Origin of the sequence: Stenotrophomonas maltophilia group sp. msm4 (genome assembly GCF_032025605.1) — a bacterium.
GTDB lineage: Bacteria > Pseudomonadota > Gammaproteobacteria > Xanthomonadales > Xanthomonadaceae > Stenotrophomonas > Stenotrophomonas sepilia.
Map to the genome: position 1 here is coordinate 688834 of NZ_JAVSKK010000003.1, position 23726 is coordinate 712559.

Consider the following 23726-nt stretch of genomic DNA (forward strand, 5'->3'; position numbering starts at 1 on the left):
GCAGTGGACCGCTGCGTTGCGCGGTCAGTTGGCCAGCTGGCAGGTGGCTGGCTTGGCCGAGGTGAACAGGGCCGGGGTCGCCCACTCGGGGTGGTCGATGAACGGGTTGCGATTGCCCTGGAAGCTGTAGACCACGTCATTGCGGGCACGCTCGGCATCATCCGGCGGATCGGACAGGTGCCAGTCGATCAGCGTCGACAGCAGGCCCATGTAGGCCGGCGAACTGCTGGTCTTGACGATCTTGCTGCGGTCGTCGGTCAGCTCCAGGTCCGGCTCGGACTGGCCGGTGGCCGCATCCTTGCCGCCCTCATAGCGGATCGCCATGTACATCACCGCACGCGCCATGTCGCCCTTGCGCTTGCCCCACACCTCGAAGGTGCCGGTGTTGCCGTCCGGCGTGCGCACCCAGTTGGAATTGCCCGGGTAGCCACCGCTGCCGCCGCCCTGCCCATTGTTGGCTTCGGTGGCACGCTCGCCGCAGCTGGCATCGCACTTGGCGAACGGCTTGTTGCCACGGTCGGCGTTCCACTGCGCGTCGGTCAGGTACAGCATGTGGGTGTCGGTGTACGGCGCGTAGGGCAGGCCCTTGTCACCGGTGGTGGTGGCAAAGCCCAGCGAGTTCGGCCAAGTGTGCTCGCGGTTGTAGGTCAGGCCGCTGCCGGTGCCCGCACGATCACTGACCTTGGCGTAGCTGCGGTTGCGGTAGGCATCGAGGATGCGGTTCGGGTTGTTCGGATCCTCGTCGGCGATTTCCAGGATGGTCCAGGAGCTGGTGCCCGAGCCGCTGTACGGGTAGGCGGTATGGCCCTTGATGGTGGCGTGCAGCGAGCAGCGCAGCTGGCTGGGGCTGCTGGTGTTGACCCTGGAGTAGTAGCCGGCCGGCACGCCCGGGTTGCCTGGGTCCGGATTGCCGCCGGTGCTGGCCACGGTGAAGGCGATGCGGCTGTCGGCGGCCGGATGCGCGCCCTGCAGGTCGGTGATGCGCGCAGCGCGGATGTCGAAGCGGCAGGCTTCACCGGCCACCAGCGCGGTGTTGGTGGACAGCTTCACGCTGCGGCCGCTGGCCGGGAAGGTCAGCGGCACGGTGCCGGAGGTGCCGCAGCTCAGGGCGAAGGCGCCACTGGCCAGGTTCACCGTCTCGCTGAACACCACTTCCAGGTCGGCGGCAGCCGGGAAGGTGCTGCTGCCCTGCGCCGGGGTGGTGGTGGAGACTGACGGCGGCGTGTTAGGGCCTGGCGTGCCGCCGCCGCTGAAGGTCTGGCCGTTGTTGCAGCTGCCGAACGTCTGGCCGGCCGATTCGGCCCAGGTGAAGTGGGCGTACTGGCTGCCGCTGCCGGTCAGCTGCAGCGAGGTGCCCGGCGCGGTGCTGTTGCTTTCGGCCACCGGGATGTTCTGGCTGGTCATGCCCGCGGCAGGGCCACCGGAGGCGGTGATGGCGCCCTCGTAGCTGAGGAACTGGACCACCTTGCCGCTGGCATCGACCAGGGCGATGCCGTCGTTCGGACCATTCTGGAGGCCGTTGGTCGGATAGTTGACCACGGCGATGGTGGCGCTGCCGCAGCCGGCGGCGGTGCCGGCCGGGACCGGATTGTTGGCGTAGACGGTGGCGGCCGACGGGTTGCTGCCGTTGTAGAGGTACAGGCGGTAGCCGGACAGGTCCTCACCGGCAGTGGCTACGACCTCGATCGCTTCGCCGACGTCACCGGCGGCGGTGCTGTCGTCGTAGTGCAGTTCATTGATGAAGACCTCGGCCTGGACCGGCGCAGCGGCCAGCGCCAGCAGGCAGGCGGCGGCAAGCGGGGACAGCAATCGCATCGACTACTCCTTGTGATTGGGAATGCCTGACCGAGCCTAAGGCCGATCCAGTGACACTTTGTCGTAAATGAACGTCAGATATCTGACAGTGCGACGCTTGTCACCGAAATTGATCTGGACCGACGCCCTGGCCGAGGCGCGCGGGCGAAAAAATTTTTTCATTCCGCCCTTGAAAGGGGGCGGCAGGGCTCCATCTCTGCCCTGCTCCCGACGTTGTCGGGTTTCTTCACGTGCGGTTCTGGCACTCGCCTGGGGTGAGTGCTAACATCGCCGGACTTTTTTAGACCAATCAATCACTTAAGAGGTCTCCTATGAGCATCAAGCCGCTGCACGACCGCGTTGTGGTCAAGCCGATCGAAGCCGACGAAATCTCCGCCGGTGGCATCGTCATCCCCGACTCGGCCAAGGAAAAGTCCACCAAGGGTGAGGTCGTGGCCGTCGGCCCCGGCAAGCCGCTGGACAACGGCAACGTGCGCGCGCCGTCGCTGAAGGTCGGCGACAAGGTCATCTACGGCCAGTACGCCGGCAGCTCGTACAAGAGCGAAGGCGTCGAATACAAGGTCCTGCGCGAAGACGACGTGCTCGCCGTCATCGGCTGAGCCCCGGCGCGACCTGTTTCAACCTGATCCCAAACTCCCAGCCGCCGGGCATCGTCCGGCGCTACCAATGAGGTAAATGCAATGGCTGCCAAGGATATTCGTTTCGGTGAAGACGCCCGTTCGCGCATGGTGCGCGGCGTCAATGTTCTCGCCAATGCCGTCAAGGCCACCCTGGGCCCGAAGGGCCGCAACGTCGTGCTGGAAAAGAGCTTCGGCGCCCCGACCATCACCAAGGACGGCGTCTCCGTCGCCAAGGAAATCGAACTGGCTGACAAGTTCGAGAACATGGGCGCGCAGATGGTGAAGGAAGTCGCGTCGCGCACCAACGACGATGCCGGCGACGGCACCACCACCGCCACCGTGCTGGCCCAGGCCCTGATCCGCGAAGGCGCCAAGGCCGTTGCCGCCGGCATGAATCCGATGGACCTCAAGCGCGGTATCGACAAGGCCGTTTCGGCTGCCGTCGCCGAGCTGAAGAACATCTCCAAGCCGACCGCCGACGACAAGGCGATTGCCCAGGTCGGTACCATCTCGGCCAACTCGGATGAGTCGATCGGCCAGATCATCGCTGACGCGATGAAGGAAGTCGGCAAGGAAGGCGTCATCACCGTTGAAGAAGGCTCGGGCCTGGACAACGAGCTGGACGTGGTCAAGGGCATGCAGTTCGACCGCGGCTACCTGTCGCCGTACTTCATCAACAACCAGCAGTCGCAGACCGCTGACCTGGATGACCCGTTCATCCTGCTGCACGACAAGAAGATCTCCAACGTCCGTGACCTGCTGCCGGTGCTGGAAGGCGTCGCCAAGGCCGGCAAGCCGCTGCTGATCGTGGCCGAGGAAGTTGAAGGCGAAGCGCTGGCGACCCTGGTGGTCAACACCATCCGTGGCATCGTCAAGGTCGTGGCCGTCAAGGCCCCGGGCTTCGGCGACCGTCGCAAGGCGATGCTGGAAGACATGGCCGTGCTGACCGGCGGCACCGTGATCTCCGAAGAAGTCGGCCTGTCGCTGGAAAAGGCCACCATCAAGGACCTGGGCCGCGCCAAGAAGGTGCAGGTCTCCAAGGAGAACACCACCATCATCGACGGCGTCGGCGACAAGGCCAACGTTGATGCACGCGTGGCGCAGATCAAGACCCAGATCCAGGACACCTCCTCGGATTACGATCGCGAGAAGCTGCAGGAACGCGTGGCCAAGCTGGCCGGCGGCGTTGCCGTGATCAAGGTCGGCGCCTCGACCGAAATCGAAATGAAGGAAAAGAAGGATCGCGTCGACGACGCCCTGCACGCCACCCGTGCAGCCGTTGAAGAAGGCGTGGTCCCGGGCGGCGGCGTTGCCCTGGTCCGCGCGATCACCGCGCTGGCCGGCCTGAAGGGTGCCAACGAAGACCAGAACCACGGCATCCAGATTGCCCTGCGTGCGATGGAAGCCCCGCTGCGCGAGATCGTGGCCAACGCTGGCGACGAGCCGTCGGTCATCATCAACAAGGTCAAGGAAGGCACCGGCAGCTTCGGCTACAACGCGGCCACCGGCGAGTTCGGCGACATGCTGCAGTTCGGCATCCTGGACCCGACCAAGGTGACCCGTTCGGCCCTGCAGAACGCGGCCTCGATCGCCGGCCTGATGATCACCACCGAAGCCATGGTTGCCGAAGCTCCGAAGAAGGACGAGCCGGCCATGGGCGGCGCTGGTGGCATGGGTGGCATGGGCGGCATGGGCGGCATGGACTTCTAAGTCCACGCCTCCGGCGGTCGTTGCCGGCCTCGGTCGGCACGCCTTCCCGATGTGATGTAAAGAAGAACCCCGCCGCAAGGCGGGGTTTTTCGTTGCCCGGTTGCCGTCGCCGCAGTGCATCGCTACGCTCGGTAACCATGCCTACCTCGTTCATCGTCGTTGACGACTTCCTTTCTCCCGCCGATGCGCAGGGGTTGCGCCAGGCGGCACTGGGCCTGGACTATCCCGTCCAGGAGGGCGCATTCCCCGGCCGCAATTCACAGCAGCGGCTGGAGTTGGAGGGACTGTCCGGTGCGGTCTCGCGACTGGTCAACGAACCGCTGCGGCCGGTCAACCCGCTGCAGTCGCACGGCAAGTTCCGCCTTACCCTCGCCGGCGACATCGGCCGCGCCAAGGTACACGCCGACCACTCGCACTGGTCGGGCATTCTCTACCTGAGTGCACCGGAGCACTGCGAGGGCGGCACCGAGTTCTTCCGCCATCGCCGTACCGGCACCGAGCGCATGGCCCTGGACGCGGCGGAGCTGGCCGCATTGGGCTACGCCAACGGCGGCGACATGCATCGCGACATCATCGAGCGCGACAGCAACGACGACAGCCAGTGGGAAATGACCATGCGCATTCCGATGCGCTTCAACCGGCTGGTGCTGCTGCGGCCCTGGTTCTGGCACACCGCCGGGCCAGCGTTCGGTGATCGACCGGAGAATGGCCGGCTGGTATACCTGATGTTCTTCGAGCAGGCGCGTTGAAGAGTGCCATCCACGCTTGGCGTGGATGCTCCTCTCCCAGCCGCGTTCGCCATGCAGGCGTCATCGCACCCTCATTCGACGAATGCCTTCGCCGCGCCATACTCCCACTGCCACGGCACGCCGGTATCGCCCAGTACGAATGCCACCAGTGCCGGGAACGCAGCTTCCGCCCGTACATCGTTGCCCAGAATCACCACGCAGCGTTTATACCGTTCGATGCACACCAGCGTGTTGCCGACCGCATCGTCGTGGCCGCCCTTGTAGAAACCTGCGCCCTGCGGGCCGCGGAACGTCACCACGCCCAAACCCGCGGCCAGATCCTTGCGTTGCTGCGCCACGGGCAGCTCCGGCTGCAGCGTGGGGAACTGGCTGGCGGTGGTGATCGGCAGCTGCGGCCGCACCAGTTCCCTGCGCATTGCAGGCGACAGCCCATCGCCGCGGACATAGCCGGCGGCGAAGCGCGCCATGTCGGCGATGGTGGTATCCATCGAACCGGCCGCACGCACGCGGCTGCGTTCATCGTGCGGCTCGGCCGTGCCTTCCGCTGTCCAGCCATCGGCCAGGTTGGCGGCGAAATCCTCACGCCACATCATGCTGGTGCGGACCATGCCGAAGCGGTCGAATACCTGCCGCTGCATCAATGCACCCACGTCCTGGCCCAGCCGTCCACGCTCGATCACGAACTGCAACAGGATCAGCCCTTCGCCGGAATACCCATAACGACTGCCCGGATCGAAGTGGAACTTCAGGCGGCCATCCGGTTCGAGAAAGCCGAAGTTGGCGAAGCCACTGGAATGGTTGAGCAGCAGGCGCGGGGTGAGCTGGCGCCAGCGCGCATCATCGGCCAGTACGCTGTAGTCGGCGTACTTCTTCGGCTCTGGCGGGTAGTCCGGCAGCGGCTTGTCCAGCGCCGTGGCGATGCTGGCGTCCAGCTCGATCCGCGCGTCCTGGGCAAGCTGTGCGACCAGGTGGCCGAACGCCATCTTGGTCAGCGAGGCGGCGTACATCACGGTATCGGTGCGCAGTGGCTCGCCTGCGGCGTTGCGTTCGCCGTAGGCGGCCACGTGTACCACCTTGCCGCCATCGATCACCGCCAGCGCCATCCCGCGCGCATGCGCAGCCTGCATCAGCCGCTGTGCTTCGGCATCGATGCGCGCGGGCGAGGGTAGCGGCGGCGCGGCCAGCACGGCCGGCGGGAGCAGCGTCAGCAACAGCAGGACAGCACGGCGCATGCGTGGAACTCCTGGCGGGACGTGGCGCGATGCTACGCCTGCCAGCTCCCGCCGTCATGCGCCGGATGTCAGCCGGGTCGGCGCAGGCAGATCCGCGCGGCACCCGCACCGATGTCCACCTGGCCACCGCGCATCGCGTCGGCACCGAGGATTAAGGCCGGTCGCGCCTCCAGGCCGATCGCCCTGAACACCGGCAGTTCGCTGATCCGGACCTCCATCGGCGGGTGCTGCCAGTTGCCGCCGGTCATGCCGGGCAGGGTGTACAGCCAGGTTGCCTGCGCACCGCCACCCAGCCCCTCGGTGCCCTCTTCACGTGCACGCACCCGAGCATCGCTGCCGTCAGTGCGCAGGCCCAGTGCGCGGGCTGCTTCGGCGTTGAGGACGGTCTGCGCGGCACCGGTGTCGACCACGGCGATGGCGTCCACGCCGGGCGTACCCAAGGCAAGCGTGATGAAGCCGAACTGGCGCAGGCCGTCATCGCGGCCGGGCAGCGCATTGGGTTGGCAACCCGGCCCTTCCAGGTCCAAGCCGCCGGGTGTCCACAGCGCCAGTTGATTGCGGCCGAAGTCCCAACGGGTGTCCCAGCGCCCGGTCAGGTCGTTGCCGATCAAGCCGTCAATGGCCGGATCATCGCCCTTCGCCAGCGATGACAGGTCGACCTGCATGCCGCTGGCCTTCAATTGCCAGCTGCCCAGCTGCCACGCTGTGCTGCGCATGCGCTGCAACTGCGCCGCCTTCGCGCTCGCGCCCTGGGCCTGCGACACTGCCGCTTCCGCATCCTGCAAACCGTAGCGCCGCACTACGCGTGCATCGACCAGGGTTGCCCCGGCGGCACTGTCGACCACGAAGCGCAGCGGCTCTGAACGCCCGTCCAGCGAGACGGCCACTGCCGGATGACCGCCCTGCATCCACATCGGCAGGACGTGCTCGGCGGCATCGGAGGCGAGCGCCGGCAAGGGGATGGCGAACAGGGGCAGCAGGAACAGGCGCAAGGGGAGACTCCGCAGTGATCGTGGGCGGCCATTGGCGCGCAGCGGCGTATCACTGCGATATCGGCATTGATACCGTCCTGATACAAAGGTGCGGGATACTGAGGCAATGAACACTCCCATCCGCGTCATCGTCGTCGATGACGATGCCAGCATTCGTGACGCCATCGCCGACCACCTGCTGCTGCACGGCTACCAGGTGCGTGTGGCGGCGGATGCAACGGCGCTGGACGTGTTGCTGCAGGTTGAACGTCCTGACCTGATCATCCTCGACTGGATGATGCCCGGTGAGGATGGCCTGTCGGTATGCCGCCGGCTGCAGGCGCGGGCGATCCCGATCCTGATGCTGTCGGCGATGGGGGCCGCGCCGGATCGCGTGATCGGCCTGGAGATGGGCGCGGACGACTACCTGGCCAAGCCGTTTGACCCGCGCGAGCTGTTGGCGCGGGTACGCGCGCTGATGCGCAGGCAGGACAAGCTGCGCGCACAGGTGGCCAGCGAGCTGCGGTTTGATGGCTGGCGATTGCTGCCTGACCAGCGTCGCCTGTTCGCGCCGGATGGCGCCGAACTGGTGCTGAGCCGCGGTGAATTCTCCCTGCTGCTGGCACTGGCTGAACGTCCCGGGCGGGTGCTGGCGCGCGAACAGCTGCTGCAGTTGAGTCGCGGCGAAGCCAGCGACAGCGTGGACCGTGCCGTCGACCTTGCGATCAGCCGCCTGCGCCGCAAGCTCGGGCAGGCCGCGTCCGGCGCTGAAGCCCTTGTGCAGACACTGCGTGGCGAAGGGTACCGCTTCAACGCGGAGGTAGGGGTGTTGTGAGCAGCCGGTGGTCAACCACCCGCTGGATCGCGATGCTGGCCTTGGCCAGCCTGCTGCTGGCAACCCTGGTCAGCGTGGCGGTAGTGGGGTGGATGCCCCGGCCCGCGCCGCCACCGATGCGGCTGGACTATGCGATGCAGGTGCTGCGTGGGGAACTGGCGCCGGCGCCACTGGGATTGCATATGTCGACGCAGGACGCGCCACCCCGGGGCAGCGCCAGTGACTGGCTCACCCAGTTGGTGGCGCTGCAGATGGACCTGCCGGCCAGAAATGTACGCCTGGTGTGGACGGGGCAGGGCAGGGCGCCCGATGTGCAGGTCATCGAGGGTGGCGCGGTACTGGACGCCTCCGCTCGTGCTGGCGTGCTGAAATCGCAGGCCGCGTTGCTGACCGCCATGCAGTGGCCGCCGTTCGAACTGGGGATGCGGCAAGCCGATGGCCGATGGCGGGTGGTCGGCAGCGACCACAGTGACCTGGCGGCCTGGCGCCGCCAGGTGATGCTCGCCCTGCTGGGCGGTGCGATCCTGCTGGCCCCTCTGGCGGCGTGGGCGTCGATCCGGTTGGGGCGCCCGCTGCGACGCCTGGCTGAAGCCAGCGCACGGGTCGACCTGCAGGCCGAAACGCCATTGCCTGATGACGGTCCACGCGAAGTGCAGGTACTGGCCACAGCGATCAGCACCGGTCGCGAACGTCTGCGCGCCCAGGCACGGGACATGACGCATATGCTGGCGGCCGTGGCGCATGACCTGCGCACGCCCTTGACCGGCCTGCGCCTGCGCGCGGAGTTCGCTCCCGCGCCACAGGCCGCCAGGATGGTGGCAGACATCGAGCGCATGGATACGATGATCGAGCAGGTGCTCGACTACGCACGCGGTGAGCTGCAGCCGTTGCAGATGCGGATGCTGGATCTTTCAGCGCTGCTGGAGGACTGCGTGCAGGCGGCGCTGCTGCGCGGGGTCGACATTTCCCTTCAGGGCCCGGATACGTTGCCGTGGCATGGCGATGCGCTGCTGCTCCGGCGCGCGGTCGACAATCTCATCGACAACGCCGAGCGCTACGCGGGCGCCGTGGAGCTGTGGGTCGCCACGGCGGGTGATGGAGTGCAGCTGGACGTGATGGACCGCGGCCCTGGCATCGCCGAGATCGATCGCGCACGCCTGCTGCAACCGTTCCAGCGCAGCGAGGGCTCGCGTAGCCGCGCCACCGGGGGCGCCGGACTTGGACTGGCCGTGGCTGCCAACGTGGCGAAGCGCCACGCGGGCGAACTTCAGCTGTTGCACCGCGAGGGCGGGGGGCTGATCGCGCGGCTGCTGCTGGGACGCACTTCCTGAGTCAACTCCGATTTGCTTCCACTGGCCACTCCTCCATATGATTAGGCGCCTAATCATGAAGTGAGGAAAGGATGATCGAAGCCAAGCATCAGGCGTTGCTGGAGGAAGCGCAGCGGCGCGGCCACGCCAACATCGCGCAGCTGCGCCTGTGCTTCCAGCTGCTCTCGTTGTCCTCGTCGATCGATCGCGACTGCGCTGCACGGTTGGCACCGCACGGGCTCAGCGAGGGTCGCTTCATCGTGCTGTTCCTGCTGCACGGGGCCGGCGGCGCACTGGCGCCGCACGCGCTGGCCGAGCGCGCTGGCGTGACCCGGGCCACCATCAGCGGCCTGCTCGATGGCCTGCAGCGCGAAGGCCTGCTGCAGCGTCGCAGCGATGACGAGGATGGCCGTCGTCTGCAGATCGTGTTGACCGCACCGGGCAAGCGTTTGGCCGAGTCGCTGTTCGAGCGGCACACTCAATGGATCAGCGGCCTGTTCAACGGCCTGGATGCTGATGAACGGCAGCAGCTGTCACAACTGCTGCACAAGGTCTGGCAGCACACGGACACCGGGCGGGAAGCCGCCGCATGAGCACGCCCATTCCCGCGGAACGGCTGCGTGCACTCAACAGCGGTGGTGCCGCTGCCACGCATCTGGCCGAATGCCTGGCAGTGGATTTCGCCGCGCTGTTGCAGGGGGTGGCACCTGTGCTCGAGCCGGAAGCGCTGCAACGTATGCGCGACGCCTCCGGCAAGGGCATCACCCAGCGCATGGCGCTGGCGGCGCGGTTGCTGCACGAAGCCGGCCAGGGTGATCCCGCGCACTGGCAGGCACACGCATCAGACACCGTGCGTGGCTGGGCCTGCTACCTGATTGGCAGCGATGCCAGCGCGGCGCTGCCGGCCAAGCTGCGGGCGATGCGTCCGCTGGCTGACGACCCGCACTTCGGCGTGCGCGAATGGGCATGGCTGGCGCTGCGCAGCGACATCGTTGCCGCACCGTTGCAGGCGCTTGAGTACCTGCAGGTGTGGACGCAGGAAGCATCGCCTTACCTGCGCCGCTTCGCCTGCGAAGCGCTGCGCCCACGAGGCGTGTGGTCCACGCATATCGCGCTGTTCAAGCAGCATCCAGAACTCGCGTTGCCGATGCTGGAAGCAATGGCCAACGACCCGGAGCGCTACGTGCAGGACTCGGTCGGGAACTGGCTCAACGATGCCGGCAAGACTCAACCGCAGTGGCTGCGTGAGCTGTGCGCACGATGGCAACAGCAGCACCCTGGCGATGCCAATGCCTACATCCGCAAACGCGCCATGCGCTCGTTGCGGTAGTGCCGGCCGCTGGCCGGCAACCTCATCAACCTCAAGGAAGGCCTTCCATGTCCTACACCCTCATCGAGCTCTACACCGCTCTGGCCACCTTGTAACAGCGCCTCCGGAGGCGCACGGCACATGCGTCTGTCACCCGGACGCGGTAAACAGGACATTGCCCATGTCCATCCGCAGGGAAGTTGATCATGCAGAGCACGCTCCAGGTAACGCTGTACGGCCCGCAGGGCGATACGCCGGCACTGCAGCTGCCGCAGATGGAAGGGCCCTCGGTGGCCATCCCGGAAGCGGTACTGCGCCGGCTGGTGTCCGATCTCTACACCACCCGTTCCCTGCTCAATCCCGAGCAGCTGGACGAGGCCCGGCAGGAGCTGGACCGCGTGCTGGAGCGCTGGGCCGACATCCACGAAGGCCTGCTGCTGGACGTGGAAGTGCATGGCAGATGAGCGACCTTGCACGGCGGCCACCGCGTGGGCTGCGCGGTCAGGCGCATCACTGAACCGCGCGCCCAGTTGCGGATGAAACATTTTGCACTGCGCAAAAGCTGTGCTATCAATAGATCCCATGAACGCAGCCGCCACCCGCTTTTACTGGTATTACTTTCCGAAGCCACTGGCGGAGGAAGGACTGCGCTCACCCTGAAGAAAGCTTCAGACGCATTCCCGAAAGCCGCCAGCGAACCTGGCGGCTTTTTTCATGCCGCCACGCTGGGGACCCCCAACGTTCCGGAGATCTCCTGCAATGCCCCCGCACACCGACGACCTGCGTATCCGCACCATCGAACCGCTGACACCGCCCGCCCAGCTGCTGGCGATGCTGCCCTGTGACGATGAGGCTTCCGACACCGTCAGCGCCTCGCGCGCGGCCCTGCACCAGATCCTGCACGGCCGTGACGACCGCCTGGCGGTGGTGGTGGGCCCGTGCTCGATCCACGACCCGAAGGCCGCCATCGAGTACGCCCAGCGCCTGAAGCCGCTGCGCGACGCGCTGGCTGGCGAGCTGGAAATCGTCATGCGCGTGTACTTCGAGAAGCCGCGCACCACGGTGGGCTGGAAGGGCCTGATCAACGACCCGGACCTGGACGGCAGCTTCAGGATCGACAAGGGCCTGCGCGTCGCCCGTGGCCTCCTGCGCGACATCAACAAGCTCGGCCTGCCGGCCGGTGTTGAATTCCTCGATGTGATCTCGCCGCAGTACATCGCCGACCTAGTGGCATGGGGCGCGATCGGCGCACGCACCACCGAAAGCCAGGTGCATCGCGAGCTGGCTTCGGGGCTGTCGTGCCCCGTCGGCTTCAAGAACGGCACCGATGGCAACGTGAAGATCGCCGCCGACGCGGTGGGTGCGGCATCCAACCCGCATCATTTCCTGTCGGTCACCAAGCAGGGTGGCACTGCCATCGTGTCGACCACCGGCAACCCGGATTGCCATGTGATCCTGCGCGGTGGCAAGCAACCGAACTACGACGCTGGCAGCGTGGCTGAGGCCTGCCAGGTGCTGGCCAAGGCCAAGCTGCCGGCGCGCCTGATGATCGATGCCAGCCATGCCAACAGCCTGAAGAACCCCGAGAACCAGCCGAAGGTGATCGACGACATCGCCGCTCAGATGGAAGACGGCGAACAGCGCATCGTGGGCGTGATGATCGAGAGCCATCTGGTCGGGGGCCGCCAGGAACTGGTGGAAGGCCAGCCGCTGGTCTACGGGCAGAGCATCACCGATGGCTGCATCGACTGGGACACCACCGTGACCGTGCTGGAGCGACTGGCTGCGGCCGTGCGTGCCCGTCGTGAAGTGAAGGTGTCCGAAGCGGCGTGAATGAAGCCGCCTGATGGCGGCACGTGTGTGGATGGCGGCCAGCGCCTGCGGGGGTGCGGCCGCGATCAGGGCCGGCCGGAGTTGGAGACCGGCCCATCTGCACCGGCGATGCGCCTGGCGCTGCGCATGAGCGACAGCGCCAGGTACATCGCCGGGGTGGTGCAGTCGATCCGCGCCCAGCATGGAACCCCAGGCGAACGCGAACCTCAATGCACTTCGTCGTGGTACACGAACTTCGGCATTTCCCAGCGGTAGTGGATCGCCATCAGGCGCAGCGCGAAGCCGCCGCCGAGGCAGCACAGGATCGCGGTGGCGTCGGCCACGCCCCACTGCAGCAGCAACAGATACGCCGCGCCGGTCAGCAGCGCGATGATCGCGTACAGCTCCTTCTGGAAGATCAGCGGCACCTCGTTGCAGAGGATGTCGCGCAGCACGCCGCCGAACGCCCCGGTCAGCATGCCGGCGATCAGCACGATCGGCATCGCATGGCCGGCTTCGCGCGCGATCGAGCAGCCGATCAGGGTGAAGGCGATCAGGCCCAGTCCGTCGAGTACCAGGAAGGTGCGGCGGAAGTGGTGCATCCAGCGTGCCACCCAAGTGGCGATCAGCGCCGCGCATACGGTGAACCCCAGGTACTCGGGATGCTTCACCCAGCCCAGCGGGTAGTGGCCGAGCAGGATGTCGCGCAGTGATCCACCACCGAGGGCAGTGACACAGGCGATCATGACCACACCGAACAGGTCCATGCGGCGGCGGCCGGCAGACAGTGCACCGGTCATGGCTTCGGCGGAAATGGCAATCAGGTAGATGATGGACAGCAGCATGGAACAGGCTCCGGGCGCGGTGGGGCCGGCCATGCGCAACTGCCACCACTGCCTGCGCAATGACGGGATGACGATGACCGGTGCCGCTCCCGCTGTCCTTTTGCCTGAGAGTTCAGCGGCGTTGGCCGCGTGCCCCTTCGGCGGATCGTCCCGGGCATGCCCGGTGACCTCTCTCCAGCTCGGCGAGTCGAATGCATGGTTGGTGGGATTCCAGCCCACCGGCCTGAGCGATCATGGGAGCCTGCGCCTTCGGCGGGCGCCAGCGCGGCGCCTCTCTCCTGCATTCGGGCGCCAGTATATCCGCTGCAGTGCAGCACGGCATAATCCAGGCATGGCCCCTTCCGCCCGCCCGTGGTTCCTGTACCTGCTCGAATGCCGCGATGGCAGCTATTACGCCGGCATCAGCACCGACGTGGACGCGCGTTTCGCCGCCCACCAGGCCGGCAAGGGCGCGCGCTACACCCGGGCCCGGCCACCGCTGCGCGTGCTGGCCGTGCGCGAATACCCGGACCGGGCCGCCGCCTCACGCGCCGAGTGGCAACTCAAGCAGCAGCCCCGCGAACGCAAGCTGGCCTGGCTGCAGGCGTTGGATCCTGCGCTTCTGTAGAGCCGAGCCCACGCTCGGCTGTTGTTGCTGCTGCCTGATGGTGAAGCCGAGCATGGGCTCGGCTCTACAGTAGATCCACGCCACGCGTGGATGGGCTACCCGGCCCATGCGATGATCGCCCCGCGCCCAGAGCTGGAGACCCGGATGTCGACGATCGCCCTGCTGTTCGCTCTTTCCGCAGCAACGAGCCCTGCCGCCGACCCGGCCACCCTCGCGGCCATCGAAGCCACCTGCCATGACTACGTCGATGGCCAGCTGGAGGCGGACCCACAGCGCGTCGCCCGTTCCCTGCACCCGGACCTGGCCAAGCGCGCTGTGCTCGGCGATACACCCGACGAACGCCTGGGCCTGCGCCGGATGTCGAAGGAAGAACTGGTCTCGCTGACGAAGCAGGGCGCGTTGAAGACCCCGAAGGATCAATGGGATCGTCTCTGCACGGTGCTGGACGTGACCGGCAACGCGGCCTCGGTGCGGCTGGAGACCCCGTGGTTCGTCGATTACTTCCATATGGGGCGCTTCGACCAGCGCTGGGTCATCGTCAACGCGTTGTGGTATCCAAAGCCGAAGGCACAGTGAGCGATGCGTGCCGCCGGCAAAGCATGGATCTCCGTCGTCGTGCTGGTCGCCGGCATCGCGCTGTTGCCTGGCCTGCTGTACCTGCTCGGGCTGGCATTGGCAGGCGGTCGGCCGAAGCCGGCCGAACGCGCGCCCAGTGGTGTGGCAGCGTGCAGCAGCGAACCACGGGCGGGATTCCAACCGATGAATCCCTGGCACTTCACCGCTGAGTCTTTTGACAAGGACGGAATGAAGAAGATGCCCGAAGTGGAGCGGGAGGCCTTCTGGATTGCCCGGCGCCACCTGTGGCGGCAACCGCAGCGCGGCATGCTGCGCTGGCATCTCAGCAGTACCGCATTGACGATCTGGATCACCCGGCATTGGAGTACCGCGCAGATTGCCGACACCGCGAGGAAGGAGGACTTCTGCCGGACCTGGTCGAAACGGCGGGTGTCCGGTGGCCCGATGAACCAGTAGATCCACGCCATGCGTGGAGGGTGTTGACGAGGTCAGAGCCCTTTCCTGCGGAAAGGGATCCGACCCCGTTGCGTGCAGCCCTACCGCCTTGGCCGCCGGTCGTCGCGGTCATCACCGAAGATGATGCGCGCACTGCGCTGGTAGCTCCAGTACGCGACCGCCCAGTTCAGCAGCACCACGATGCGGTTGCGGAAGCCGATCAGGAAGAACACATGCGCGGCCAGCCAGAACCACCACGCCAGCACACCCGACAACTGCAGGCGGCCCAGGTGCACGATCGCGGCCATGCGGCCGATGGTGGCGAGGTTGCCGTAGTCGGCGTACTTGAACGGACCGGGCTCGGGCTTGCCGTGCAGCCGTGCGCGGATCACCTCGGCCACGTATTTGCCCATCTGCTTGGCGGCCGGTGCCACACCGGGAACCGGCTTGCCGTCGGCCTGGCTCAGTGCGGCCAGGTCGCCGGCCACGAACAGCTCCGGGTGATCGGGCAGGGTCAGGTCCGGTTGCACCGGCACGCGTCCGGCGCGGTCCAGTGGCACGTCCAGCGTGCGCGCCAGCGGTGAAGCGGCCACGCCGGCGGCCCAGACCACGGTGCGCGCCGGTATGAACTGTTCGCCGAGCTTGAAGCCCTGGCTGTCGATGTCGCTCACCGGGGTTCCGGTCAGCACTTCCACGCCCAGCTTTTCCAGTTGGCGGCGCGCCTTCAGCGAAAGCACATCCGGGAACGAGGACAGCACGCGCGGCCCAGCCTCGACCAGCCGCACCCTGGCGCTGGCCGGGTCGATGTGGCGGAATTCGTTGCGCAGCGTGTGGCGCGCGATCTCGGCCAGGGTGCCGGCCAGTTCGACACCGGTGGGACCACCACCGACGATGGCGAAACTCAGCCACGCCGCCTTCTTCGCCGGATCCGGTTCAGCCTCGGCGCGTTCGAACGCCAGCAGCAGCTTGCGGCGCAGCGCGATGGCATCGTCCAGCGTCTTCAGGCCGGGCGCATCATCGGCCCACTGATCGTTGCCGAAGTAGGCGTGGGTGGCGCCGGTGGCCAGCAGCAGGCTGTCGTAGTCCAGCGTGCTGCCATCGGCCATGCGGATCTGCCGCGCCTGCTTGTCGATGGCCACCACTTCGCCGAGGCGGACTTCCACATTGCGCTGGTGGCCGAGGATGTGGCGCAGCGGTGCGGCGATATCCGGCGCGGACAGGCCGGCGGTGGCCACCTGGTACAACAGCGGCTGGAACAGGTGATGGTTGCGGCGATCGACCAGGGTGATGCGTATGCGCTCGCGGGCCAGGGCACGGGTGGCCCAGAGACCGGCAAAACCGCCGCCGACAACGACCAGGTGGGGAACGCGTTCGCGACTCATCGACTCACTCCAGTGGGGGCATCGGGGGAAGCGCCTGGCATCTTCGCACGGCGGCCACCTGTCACGTCAGCGCCGGCCCGGATCGGCGATACTCGGGTTCAGGCAACGGCCCGTGAGGAGCCCATGAGCGAACCGGAAAAGCGCATCGCCCTGTTGATCGACGCCGACAATGCGCCGGCCTCGAAGATCGACGAGGTCCTGGCGGAAGTCGCCCGCTACGGCGTGGCCAACGTGCGCCGTGCCTACGGCAACTGGAAGAGCCCGCGACTGAAGGGGTGGGAAGCGGTGCTGCATGAGTATGCGATCCGCCCGATCCAGCAGTTCGCCTACAGCAAGGGCAAGAACGCTTCGGACATGGCGATGGTGATCGATGCCATGGATCTGCTGTACGCGCGCAACCTTGATGGCTTCGCCATCGTCTCCAGCGATGCGGACTTCACCCCGATGGTGATGCGCCTGCTGACCGATGGCGTGAAGGTATATGGCTTCGGCGAGAAGAAGACGCCCGAGCCATTCGTCAATGCGTGCTCGAAGTTCACCTACCTGGAGGCACTGGGCCAGACCCATGCCAGCGTGCCGGATGCCGAACAGGCGTCCAGCGAGCAGGCCTCGAACGAGCCGGTGGCCAACGACGATGCGCGTCCGCGCAAGAGCGGTGCGGAAATGCGCAGTGACACCCGGCTGGTGAAGATGCTGCGCCGTGCGGTGTCCGCGGCCGAGGGTGAGGATGGCTGGTCGCACCTCGGCCCGGTCGGCAGCCAGATCGGCAACCAGGCTTCGTTCGATCCGCGCAACTATGGCTACGGCAAGCTCAGCGACCTGCTGGCGGCGATCGGCCTGTTCGAGCTGAAGAAGGATGGCAAGTCCTCCTACGTGCGCGCGCTGCCAAAAAAGAACCGGTAGTGCCGGCAAAAGAACCGGTAGTGCCGGCCGCTGGCCGGCATGCTACAGACGCAAGATCCCGCATCCGGCACGCACACACCCGTAACGATCAGGCGTATCGTTGCCGCTCGCATTGCCAGCAAAGGAAACCCGCATGTTGAAGATCTGGGGCCGCCGCAATTCCAGCAACGTCCGCAAGGTGCTGTGGTGTGCTGAGGAAATCGGCCTGCCGTACGAATCCATCGAGGTCGGTGGCAGCCACGGCGGCACGCAGACGCCGGAGTACCAGGCGATGAATCCCAACGGCCTGGTGCCGGTGATCGAAGACCACGGCCTGCCGCTGTGGGAATCGAACGCCATCGTGCGCTACCTGAGCGCCCGCTACGCGCTGGGCACCCTGTACGCCGAGGACCCGATGGAACGCGCCCAGGCCGAGAAGTGGATGGACTGGAGCACTTCGCGGATGGCGCCGCTGTACAGCGACCTGGTCTGGGGCATCATGCGCACCGCGCCGGCCGACCGCGACGAAGCGCGGATCAATGCCGCCATCGTGCGCGCCGGTGACTACCTGGCGATGGCCGACGCCACCCTGGCCAGGCAGCCGTGGCTGTCGGGCGAGACGTTCGCGATGGGCGACATCCCGCTGGGCTCGCTGGTCTATGCCTGGTTCGAACTGCCGATCCAGCGACCGGAGCTTCCGCACCTGGCGGATTGGTATGCGCGCCTGCGCGAGCGGCCGGCCTACCAGCGCGGCGTGATGTCGCCGCTGACGTAAGCACTGCCCGGTACTGAAACGCAGCCGAGCACGGCTCGGCTCTAAGGTAGTGCCGAGCCATGCTCGGCAGTGCTCTACGGGATCAATACAGGTCCGTTGGATCCACATCCAGCGACCAGCGCACCTTGCGCGCTTCCGGCAGCGCATAAAGCTGCGGCACCAGCTGCGCGAGCACGCCATGCAAGGGTGGCCGCTGCGGCGCCGACAGCAGCAGCTGTGTGCGCTGGTAGCCCGCGCGCCGCGGCATCGGCGCTGGCATCGGGCCGTACGCCTCCACCACGTTCTGCTCGCCCAGCAGCTGCCGCGCAGCCAGCAGGAACGCATTGGCATGCTCCACCTGCTGCGCTTCGGCGCGCATCAACGCCAGGTGCGCGAACGGGGGGAACCCTGCGGCTTGCCGCTGGTTCAACTCGGCCTGCGCGAACGGGTGGTAGCCACCGCTCACCAGGGTTTCCAGCAGCGGGTGACCCGGGTGATGGGTCTGCAGCCAGACCTCGCCGGGGTCACGCGCACGTCCTGCACGACCGGCCACCTGGATCAGCTGCTGCGCCAGCTTCTCGCTGGCGCGGAAGTCGGCGGAGAACAGGCCTTCGTCGATGCCGACCACCACCACCAGGGTCAGCTTCGGCAGGTCGTGGCCCTTGGCCAGGATCTGCGTGCCGACCAGGATGCCGGGCTGGTCGCCCAGTTTCGCCAGCTGCTGTTCCAGCGCATCGCGGCGTGAGGTGGTGCCACGGTCGATGCGCACCACCGGGAAATCGGCGAAGGCGGCGGTGAGGTGTTCTTCCAGGCGTTCGGTGCCGATGCCCTGCGGCTGCAGCGCCAGGCTGCCGCAGGCCGGGCATGCCAACGGCGCCGGTTGGCGCGCGCCACAGTGGTGGCACTGCAGGCGTCGGCCGCCACCATGCACGGTCATCGGCGCATCGCAGCGCTGGCACGGCGCGGTCCAGCCGCAGTCGTGGCACAGCAGCACCGGTGCATAGCCGCGGCGGTTCTTGAACACCAGCACCTGCTGGCCACGCTGCAGGTGTTCGCCGATGCCGGCCAGCACATCGGCCGAGAGGCCATCGTGCAGCGGCCGCTTGCGTACATCGAGGATGCGCACGCGCGGTGGCCGTGCATCGCCGGCGCGCTGCTTCAGGCGCAGGTGCGTGTAGCGCCCGGCGTAGGCGTTATGCAGCGTTTCCAGCGAAGGGGTGGCACTGCCGAGCAGCACCGGAATGCCCAGTGCCTTGGCCCGGACCAGGGCGAAATCGCGCGCGTGGTAACGGATGCCGTCCTGTTGCTTGTAGCTGCCGTCGTGTTCCTCGTCGACGATCAGCAGGCCAGCCTGCGGCAATGGCGTGAACACCGCCGAGCGGGTGCCGACGATGACCCGTGCTTCGCCACGCGAGGCGGCCGCCCAGACGCGCGCGCGCTCGTTGTCGTTCAACCCCGAATGCAAGGCGTGCACGGCGATGCCCAGGCGGCCGCGGAAACGTGCCAGGGTCTGCGGGGTCAGGCCGATTTCCGGCACCAGTACCAGCGCCTGCCTGCCCTGCGCCAGGCAATGGATGATCGCCTGCAGGTAGACCTCGGTCTTGCCGCTGCCGGTCACGCCGTCCAGCAGGAACGGCTGGAAGCCGTCGGCAGCGTTGATCGCAGCCACCGCCCCGGCCTGGTCCGGGTTGAGCGTGGGGCCGGGCAGCGGCTGCGCATGCTGCGGTGCCACCGTCATCGCCACGCGCTCGGCCAGCGCGCGCTTGGCCAGGCTGCGTGCAGCGGTGCGCCAGTCGGCCATGCGTTCGCCGAGCACGTCCTCATCCACGATCGCTCCGGCCAGCAGCTCGGCCAGCTGCCGCGGACGGCTGCCGGCGCGCAGCTTTTCGCGCTGGGCGTGGCCTTCGGTGGTCAGCTGCCAACCCCAGTGATGTGTGTCGGGCAGGGCCTCGCCATGGCGCAGCGGTCCGGGCAGGGCGGTGCTCAGCACCTCACCCAGCGGCGCATGGGTGTAGCGCGCCAGCCACTGCAGGCTCTGCCAGAGTTCGCCCTGCAGCAGCGGCTGCCGGTCGCACCAGGCCAGCGCCTGGCGCAGTCCCTGGCCGTCGTCGGTCTGGCCGTGGCCAGCCACCACGCCGACCAGCTCGCGGTTGCCGAACGGCACCTTCAGGCGGCAGCCGACCGCGGCCGTGGGGCCATCGCCCTCCGGCGACAGGTAGTCGAACAGGCGCGGCAGGGGGACGGGCAGGGCGACCTGCAGGGTCGGAATGGGCGAAAGCATCGGGCCAGTGTAACGGGCCATGCGCGCGCGAATGGCAGGGGAGACGTGCCCGGGCGACGACCGCTGAATCATAAATGTCACCTAAATATCGGTGTCCATTGGAGATTCAGTCTTATCCACATGTTCTGTGGATAACGTTGTGCGTTACCGGTCGACGGCAACCCAGGAGGCCGATGGCGACGAGCTCACGCTTGTGTTGGTCAAAAAATCGCCACACTTGAAAGGCATTCAAAATCAACAACTTGAGTGTGAAACATTGCTGAAACAGAGTGAATTCAGCTGCATGCCGCAATTTCCCGCGCGGGGAGCGTGGTGCTGTGCACAACCTGCAGCACGAAGTGCCTGTGGGCGCAAGTCCTACGGGTGCCGATGGGCTGCCGCTATCATGCCGGCAGACCTTTGGAGTGACCGATGACGGCTGTGCCCGCCCCTGTTTCCTCGACCGCGGCCGGCGCGCTGTCGGCGTTCCTGCGTGGCGTCGAACGCCGCGCCCTGGTGGTGGCTGAACTGCAGTGCGGCGATGCCGCGCGTGCCGAGCAGACCCTGGTGGCAGTGATGCGCGCGTTTGCGGCGGTCGCCAGCGACCTGCCGATGGCGCAATGGCCGACCCGCTTCTGGACCCTGCTGGGCCAGCGCCAGGCGCTGCGCGAGCCGGCGGGCGGGCAGTGGGCGCCGTCGTTGGCCGCGTTGGGCGCGATGCCGCCACTTCCACGACTGGCGCTGCTGCTGCGGGTGGGCGGCAGCCTGGACGAGGGCATCGCCATGCGCGTGCTCGACCAGGACGAGGCCGGCTACCAGCACCTGCTGGCCGATGCCTGCCCGCGTGACGCCCAGGGCCGGCCCGATGCCGTGGCCTGGCGCCAGTTGGCCGAGCAGGTACAGGCGCGTGTCCGTGACCTGCCGGCCGCGCGCCTGCAGCAACTGCAGCAGCCGGCCGCACCCACCACCCACAATGAAGCACCGGCCTCCAGCTGGCGCGCACCGCAGCGGGACGAGCGTGCGGCCGCCAACGCCAAGCGCCGTCGGGCGAGTGCCAAGCCGCGCTGGCGCGGTCCGCTGATCCTGTTGGCGACCGTGGCGGTGCTGCTGGCCGCGGCGCTGGGTTGGCGCTACCTGCAGGGACATTCGTTCGGCAGCGATGCACCCTTGCCGGAGGGCGTGGTGGGCGAAGCCGGTCCGGTGACCGTGGAAGCCCTGCCACCGAGCAAGGTCGACGCCACACCGGACGCGGGCCAGGCGCAAGCCAATGATGACGCAGCGATGCTGGCAGACCGCGACTACCCGCTGGTCGCCGATGCCGACCTGTACGCGTGGATTGCCGCGGGCGGCCCGCTGCCGGTGGATGAATCGCAAGCCAAGCCGAGCCGGCCGGAGCCGGCCAGTGCCACGCTGGAAACGGCTGCCGCCGATGAATAAGTCCGTGCTCGCCAGCCTGCTGCTGGCCCTGCCGCTGTCGCTGTCCGCCGCACCGCAGCCGTTGAGTGTGCCGTTGCCGCCACCAGTTCCGGGCAGTTCGCCGGCCACGCCGGCGTCGGCCGCTGCAACAGCACCTGCGGAATTCGCCCAGCTGGATACGCAGCAGCAGCGACAGCGCCGTGCCGACTACGCCGCCTGGCGCGCATTGCCGGAAGCAGAGCGCGAGCGCATCCGTCAGGCGGCTGCGCGCTTCAATTCGCTGCCGGCCGATCAACAGCAGCGCATGCGGCAGCAATTCCAGGCGCAGGATCAGGCGTTCCGCGACGGATGGCGGCTGGGCCCGCAGCTGGGCCTGGAATTCCCCAAGCTGCACGGACTGTTCGGATTCGTGCCACCGGAGCAACGCGAGACCGCGCTGGCCGTGCTGCGCCAGCTCAACCCGGCGCAGCTGGCCCAGCTGGCCCTGGTCGCGCAGCGCACGCCGCCGCAGGAACGCGACACGGTACGCAGCGCCTTCCTCGCCGTGCCCACCGCCGAGCGCGACAGCTGGCTGAAGCGCCAGGCCGGCCAGTAGAAAAGGGGACGGAGGGGATTAAGTCGCATTCGGCACTGACTGGCCTGATACGACTTAATCCCCTCCGTCCCCTTTTTTGTGTGGGGCGGCTGAAACCCAGCATTCACGCCATGTCATGGGAATGCAGGCGCCGCCCGCGTAAGATGAGCGCCCGCAACCCGGTGCCTGTGCCCTTCGCGCGCAACCGCAGTTCGCGTCAAGCACCTTATGTCTACTGCAACCTCCACGCCGCGCTTCAGCAAGGAAGTCGGCGCCACCGGTCTGCTCGCCCTGCCGCTCGTGCTGGGCCATGTGTCCACCGGTCTGATCTCCTTCGTCGACAACGTGATTGCCGGCCACCACGCTACGGCGACCCTTGCCGCAGTCACCATCGGTACGGCGCTGTTGTGGCTGCCGATGTTGATTCCGATCGGCACCCTGATCTCGCTCACCGCTTCGGTGTCGCAGCTGCACGGCGCCGGCCGCGAGCGCGAGATCGGCCCGCTGTTCCGCCAGGCACTGTGGCTGGCGCTGGGGCTGGGGCTGATCATGTTCACCTTCCTCACCGTGGTGCCGCCGCTGCTGCCGGCCTTCGGCATCGCGCCGGACATCGTGCCGGGGGCGACCGCGTTCCTGCATGCGGTGCGCTGGGGTGGCCCGGCGCTGACCCTGTACTTCTGCATGCGTTATCTCAGCGAGGGCATGCACTGGACGTTGCCGACCATGCTGCTCGGCTTCGGTGGCCTGCTGGTGCTGGCACCGATGGGCTACGTGCTGGCCAATGGCAAGCTCGGCTTCCCGGAGTTGGGGGCCGAGGGCCTGGGCATCGCTTCGGCGGTGATGATGTGGCTGCAGGCAACCGCATTCGCCCTGTATCTGTGGCGGACCAAGCGCTTCGCCCATCTGCAGCTGTTCTCGCACTTCGAGGGACCGCGCTGGAAGGCGATCTGGGAGCTGCTGCGCACCGGCCTGCCGATCGGCATCACCGTGCTGATGGAAGGCGGCCTGTTCATCGTCACCGCCTTGCTGATCGGCCGCCTGGGCGCCAATGAAGCGGCGGCACACCAGATCGCGATCAACGTCGCGCAGCTGTGCTTCATGATCCCGATGGGCGTGGCCGAGGCCACCACCGTGCGCGTCGGCCATGCGGTCGGCCGTGGTGACGGCTTCGGCGTGCGGCGTGCGGCCTGGGCCGGCTACGCGATCATCATGGGCACGCAGACGTTGTCAGCGGCGGTGCTGCTGTTCGGCCACGATGCCATCGTCGGTGTGTACACCAACGACCTGGCAGTGGCCGGCCTGGCCTCGACCCTGCTGCTGTACGCGGCCACCTTCCAGTTCCCGGACGGCATCCAGGTGCTGTCGGCGGGCGCGCTGCGCGGCCTCAAGGACACCCGCGTGCCGATGTTCATCGCCATGTTCGCGTACTGGGGCCTGGGCATGCCGCTCGGCGCCGGGCTCGGCCTGGGGCTGGGCATGGGCCCGCAGGGCATGTGGATCGGCCTGATCGTCGGCCTGACTGCCGCTGCCATCCTGATGGGCTGGCGCCTGCGCCGCAGCAGCCAGCGCATCGGGCAGTCCGCGCTGTCCTGATCTTCGTGCCCGCCACGTTCACCCGTGACGGGCGATCCC

General features: G+C 67.4%; 23 protein-coding genes and 2 riboswitches. Of the genes, 17 read left to right on the forward strand and 6 right to left on the reverse strand.

What is annotated here, in order from left to right; translation table 11 throughout:
- Positions 1–24: 24 nt before the first annotated feature.
- Complete coding sequence (locus ROV93_RS17430) at positions 25–1815, reverse strand: endonuclease (RefSeq protein WP_312540453.1); 1791 nt, start codon at positions 1813–1815, stop codon at positions 25–27.
- 311 nt (positions 1816–2126) lie between these two features.
- Here ROV93_RS17430 and ROV93_RS17435 point away from each other — a divergent pair, with 311 nt between their 5' ends.
- From ROV93_RS17435 to ROV93_RS17445, 3 genes are all read left to right on the forward strand, one after another.
- On the forward strand, positions 2127–2414 hold the full coding sequence (locus ROV93_RS17435) for a co-chaperone GroES (protein WP_005411227.1): 288 nt from the start codon (positions 2127–2129) through the stop codon (positions 2412–2414).
- An 81-nt stretch (positions 2415–2495) separates the two neighbouring features.
- Positions 2496–4145, forward strand: a complete 1650-nt coding sequence (gene groL, locus ROV93_RS17440; protein ID WP_005411226.1) for a chaperonin GroEL — start codon at positions 2496–2498, stop codon at positions 4143–4145.
- 137 nt (positions 4146–4282) lie between these two features.
- Positions 4283–4894, forward strand: coding sequence for a DUF6445 family protein (locus tag ROV93_RS17445; RefSeq protein ID WP_061478148.1), 612 nt, complete (start codon positions 4283–4285; stop codon positions 4892–4894).
- A 71-nt stretch (positions 4895–4965) separates the two neighbouring features.
- Here the strand turns inward: ROV93_RS17445 and ROV93_RS17450 are convergent, their stop codons facing one another.
- Together ROV93_RS17450 and ROV93_RS17455 are read right to left on the reverse strand one after the other, a co-directional pair.
- A complete protein-coding gene (locus ROV93_RS17450; protein WP_072167276.1) occupies positions 4966–6126 on the reverse strand; it encodes a serine hydrolase domain-containing protein in 1161 nt (386 codons plus the stop codon).
- Between the two features lie 68 nt (positions 6127–6194).
- Positions 6195–7118 (reverse strand): aspartyl protease family protein, encoded by a 924-nt coding sequence (locus ROV93_RS17455; protein WP_069139652.1) that lies wholly within the window; start codon positions 7116–7118, stop codon positions 6195–6197.
- Positions 7119–7224: 106 nt separating this feature from the next.
- Here ROV93_RS17455 and ROV93_RS17460 point away from each other — a divergent pair, with 106 nt between their 5' ends.
- The 6 genes from ROV93_RS17460 (at position 7225) to ROV93_RS17485 (ending at position 12384) form a co-directional block, all read left to right on the forward strand.
- A complete protein-coding gene (locus ROV93_RS17460) occupies positions 7225–7932 on the forward strand; it encodes a response regulator transcription factor (RefSeq protein WP_065178812.1) in 708 nt (235 codons plus the stop codon).
- Positions 7933–7964: 32 nt separating this feature from the next.
- Entirely contained in the window at positions 7965–9263 is a 1299-nt protein-coding gene (locus ROV93_RS17465; protein WP_312540462.1) for a HAMP domain-containing sensor histidine kinase, read from the forward strand.
- A 71-nt stretch (positions 9264–9334) separates the two neighbouring features.
- Positions 9335–9835 (forward strand): MarR family transcriptional regulator, encoded by a 501-nt coding sequence (locus tag ROV93_RS17470; RefSeq protein ID WP_072167274.1) that lies wholly within the window; start codon positions 9335–9337, stop codon positions 9833–9835.
- On the forward strand, positions 9832–10572 hold the full coding sequence (locus ROV93_RS17475; protein WP_072167273.1) for a DNA alkylation repair protein: 741 nt from the start codon (positions 9832–9834) through the stop codon (positions 10570–10572). Before ROV93_RS17470 ends, ROV93_RS17475 begins: the two co-directional genes overlap by 4 nt.
- 185 nt (positions 10573–10757) lie before the next feature.
- Positions 10758–11015 carry a hypothetical protein gene (locus tag ROV93_RS17480; protein WP_005419663.1) on the forward strand — a complete coding sequence of 86 codons (258 nt, stop codon included), beginning with the start codon at positions 10758–10760 and terminating at the stop codon, positions 11013–11015.
- A 295-nt stretch (positions 11016–11310) separates the two neighbouring features.
- Positions 11311–12384 carry a 3-deoxy-7-phosphoheptulonate synthase gene (locus ROV93_RS17485; RefSeq protein WP_072167272.1) on the forward strand — a complete coding sequence of 358 codons (1074 nt, stop codon included), beginning with the start codon at positions 11311–11313 and terminating at the stop codon, positions 12382–12384.
- A 206-nt stretch (positions 12385–12590) separates the two neighbouring features.
- Here ROV93_RS17485 and ROV93_RS17490 read toward each other — a convergent pair whose 3' ends face one another.
- Complete coding sequence (locus ROV93_RS17490) at positions 12591–13208, reverse strand: trimeric intracellular cation channel family protein (RefSeq protein ID WP_072167270.1); 618 nt, start codon at positions 13206–13208, stop codon at positions 12591–12593.
- A gap of 84 nt (positions 13209–13292) precedes the next feature.
- Positions 13293–13396: riboswitch (glycine riboswitch) on the reverse strand.
- A 13-nt stretch (positions 13397–13409) separates the two neighbouring features.
- Positions 13410–13499: riboswitch (glycine riboswitch) on the reverse strand.
- Positions 13500–13539: 40 nt separating this feature from the next.
- Here ROV93_RS17490 and ROV93_RS17495 point away from each other — a divergent pair.
- The 3 genes from ROV93_RS17495 to ROV93_RS17505 all read left to right on the forward strand — a co-directional run bounded on the left by ROV93_RS17495 (position 13540) and on the right by ROV93_RS17505 (position 14847).
- Positions 13540–13815 carry a GIY-YIG nuclease family protein gene (locus tag ROV93_RS17495; protein ID WP_072167269.1) on the forward strand — a complete coding sequence of 92 codons (276 nt, stop codon included), beginning with the start codon at positions 13540–13542 and terminating at the stop codon, positions 13813–13815.
- Between the two features lie 144 nt (positions 13816–13959).
- Entirely contained in the window at positions 13960–14391 is a 432-nt protein-coding gene (locus tag ROV93_RS17500; protein WP_072167268.1) for a nuclear transport factor 2 family protein, read from the forward strand.
- Positions 14392–14394: 3 nt separating this feature from the next.
- The gene (locus tag ROV93_RS17505) at positions 14395–14847 is read left to right on the forward strand and encodes a hypothetical protein (RefSeq protein WP_072167267.1); all 453 of its coding nucleotides are present in this window, start codon (positions 14395–14397) and stop codon (positions 14845–14847) included.
- Between the two features lie 80 nt (positions 14848–14927).
- On the opposite strand, the gene ROV93_RS17510 is transcribed toward ROV93_RS17505, so the two are convergent.
- On the reverse strand, positions 14928–16208 hold the full coding sequence (locus ROV93_RS17510) for an NAD(P)/FAD-dependent oxidoreductase (RefSeq protein ID WP_180868880.1): 1281 nt from the start codon (positions 16206–16208) through the stop codon (positions 14928–14930).
- Positions 16209–16331: 123 nt separating this feature from the next.
- Between ROV93_RS17510 and ROV93_RS17515 the strand changes: the two genes are divergently transcribed.
- Positions 16332–17111 (forward strand): NYN domain-containing protein, encoded by a 780-nt coding sequence (locus ROV93_RS17515; RefSeq protein ID WP_049470953.1) that lies wholly within the window; start codon positions 16332–16334, stop codon positions 17109–17111.
- Positions 17112–17244: 133 nt separating this feature from the next.
- The gene (locus tag ROV93_RS17520) at positions 17245–17865 is read left to right on the forward strand and encodes a glutathione S-transferase (protein WP_072167265.1); all 621 of its coding nucleotides are present in this window, start codon (positions 17245–17247) and stop codon (positions 17863–17865) included.
- Positions 17866–17947: 82 nt separating this feature from the next.
- Here the strand turns inward: ROV93_RS17520 and ROV93_RS17525 are convergent, their stop codons facing one another.
- The gene (locus ROV93_RS17525) at positions 17948–20125 is read right to left on the reverse strand and encodes a primosomal protein N' (RefSeq protein ID WP_072167302.1); all 2178 of its coding nucleotides are present in this window, start codon (positions 20123–20125) and stop codon (positions 17948–17950) included.
- Positions 20126–20536: 411 nt separating this feature from the next.
- Here ROV93_RS17525 and ROV93_RS17530 point away from each other — a divergent pair, with 411 nt between their 5' ends.
- The 3 genes from ROV93_RS17530 to ROV93_RS17540 all read left to right on the forward strand — a co-directional run bounded on the left by ROV93_RS17530 (position 20537) and on the right by ROV93_RS17540 (position 23687).
- Positions 20537–21541, forward strand: a complete 1005-nt coding sequence (locus ROV93_RS17530) for a hypothetical protein (RefSeq protein WP_072167264.1) — start codon at positions 20537–20539, stop codon at positions 21539–21541.
- Positions 21534–22115 (forward strand): DUF3106 domain-containing protein, encoded by a 582-nt coding sequence (locus tag ROV93_RS17535; RefSeq protein WP_312540477.1) that lies wholly within the window; start codon positions 21534–21536, stop codon positions 22113–22115. Before ROV93_RS17530 ends, ROV93_RS17535 begins: the two co-directional genes overlap by 8 nt.
- A gap of 207 nt (positions 22116–22322) precedes the next feature.
- Positions 22323–23687, forward strand: coding sequence for an MATE family efflux transporter (locus tag ROV93_RS17540; RefSeq protein ID WP_005419642.1), 1365 nt, complete (start codon positions 22323–22325; stop codon positions 23685–23687).
- Positions 23688–23726 lie beyond the last annotated feature (39 nt).

Excerpts from the sequence above, each read along its gene's own strand:
- ROV93_RS17430 (WP_312540453.1), bottom strand. The coding sequence starts at position 1,815 with ATGCGATTGCTGTCCCCGCTTGCCGCCGCCTGCCTGCTGGCGCTGGCC.
- ROV93_RS17435 (WP_005411227.1), top strand. The coding sequence starts at position 2,127 with ATGAGCATCAAGCCGCTGCACGACCGCGTTGTGGTCAAGCCGATCGAA.
- groL (WP_005411226.1), top strand. The coding sequence starts at position 2,496 with ATGGCTGCCAAGGATATTCGTTTCGGTGAAGACGCCCGTTCGCGCATG.
- ROV93_RS17445 (WP_061478148.1), top strand. The coding sequence starts at position 4,283 with ATGCCTACCTCGTTCATCGTCGTTGACGACTTCCTTTCTCCCGCCGAT.
- ROV93_RS17450 (WP_072167276.1), bottom strand. The coding sequence starts at position 6,126 with ATGCGCCGTGCTGTCCTGCTGTTGCTGACGCTGCTCCCGCCGGCCGTG.
- ROV93_RS17460 (WP_065178812.1), top strand. The coding sequence starts at position 7,225 with ATGAACACTCCCATCCGCGTCATCGTCGTCGATGACGATGCCAGCATT.
- ROV93_RS17465 (WP_312540462.1), top strand. The coding sequence starts at position 7,965 with ATGCTGGCCTTGGCCAGCCTGCTGCTGGCAACCCTGGTCAGCGTGGCG.
- ROV93_RS17470 (WP_072167274.1), top strand. The coding sequence starts at position 9,335 with ATGATCGAAGCCAAGCATCAGGCGTTGCTGGAGGAAGCGCAGCGGCGC.
- ROV93_RS17475 (WP_072167273.1), top strand. The coding sequence starts at position 9,832 with ATGAGCACGCCCATTCCCGCGGAACGGCTGCGTGCACTCAACAGCGGT.
- ROV93_RS17480 (WP_005419663.1), top strand. The coding sequence starts at position 10,758 with ATGCAGAGCACGCTCCAGGTAACGCTGTACGGCCCGCAGGGCGATACG.
- ROV93_RS17485 (WP_072167272.1), top strand. The coding sequence starts at position 11,311 with ATGCCCCCGCACACCGACGACCTGCGTATCCGCACCATCGAACCGCTG.
- ROV93_RS17490 (WP_072167270.1), bottom strand. The coding sequence starts at position 13,208 with ATGCTGCTGTCCATCATCTACCTGATTGCCATTTCCGCCGAAGCCATG.
- ROV93_RS17495 (WP_072167269.1), top strand. The coding sequence starts at position 13,540 with ATGGCCCCTTCCGCCCGCCCGTGGTTCCTGTACCTGCTCGAATGCCGC.
- ROV93_RS17500 (WP_072167268.1), top strand. The coding sequence starts at position 13,960 with ATGTCGACGATCGCCCTGCTGTTCGCTCTTTCCGCAGCAACGAGCCCT.
- ROV93_RS17505 (WP_072167267.1), top strand. The coding sequence starts at position 14,395 with ATGCGTGCCGCCGGCAAAGCATGGATCTCCGTCGTCGTGCTGGTCGCC.
- ROV93_RS17510 (WP_180868880.1), bottom strand. The coding sequence starts at position 16,208 with ATGAGTCGCGAACGCGTTCCCCACCTGGTCGTTGTCGGCGGCGGTTTT.
- ROV93_RS17515 (WP_049470953.1), top strand. The coding sequence starts at position 16,332 with ATGAGCGAACCGGAAAAGCGCATCGCCCTGTTGATCGACGCCGACAAT.
- ROV93_RS17520 (WP_072167265.1), top strand. The coding sequence starts at position 17,245 with ATGTTGAAGATCTGGGGCCGCCGCAATTCCAGCAACGTCCGCAAGGTG.
- ROV93_RS17525 (WP_072167302.1), bottom strand. The coding sequence starts at position 20,125 with ATGCTTTCGCCCATTCCGACCCTGCAGGTCGCCCTGCCCGTCCCCCTG.
- ROV93_RS17530 (WP_072167264.1), top strand. The coding sequence starts at position 20,537 with ATGACGGCTGTGCCCGCCCCTGTTTCCTCGACCGCGGCCGGCGCGCTG.
- ROV93_RS17535 (WP_312540477.1), top strand. The coding sequence starts at position 21,534 with ATGAATAAGTCCGTGCTCGCCAGCCTGCTGCTGGCCCTGCCGCTGTCG.
- ROV93_RS17540 (WP_005419642.1), top strand. The coding sequence starts at position 22,323 with ATGTCTACTGCAACCTCCACGCCGCGCTTCAGCAAGGAAGTCGGCGCC.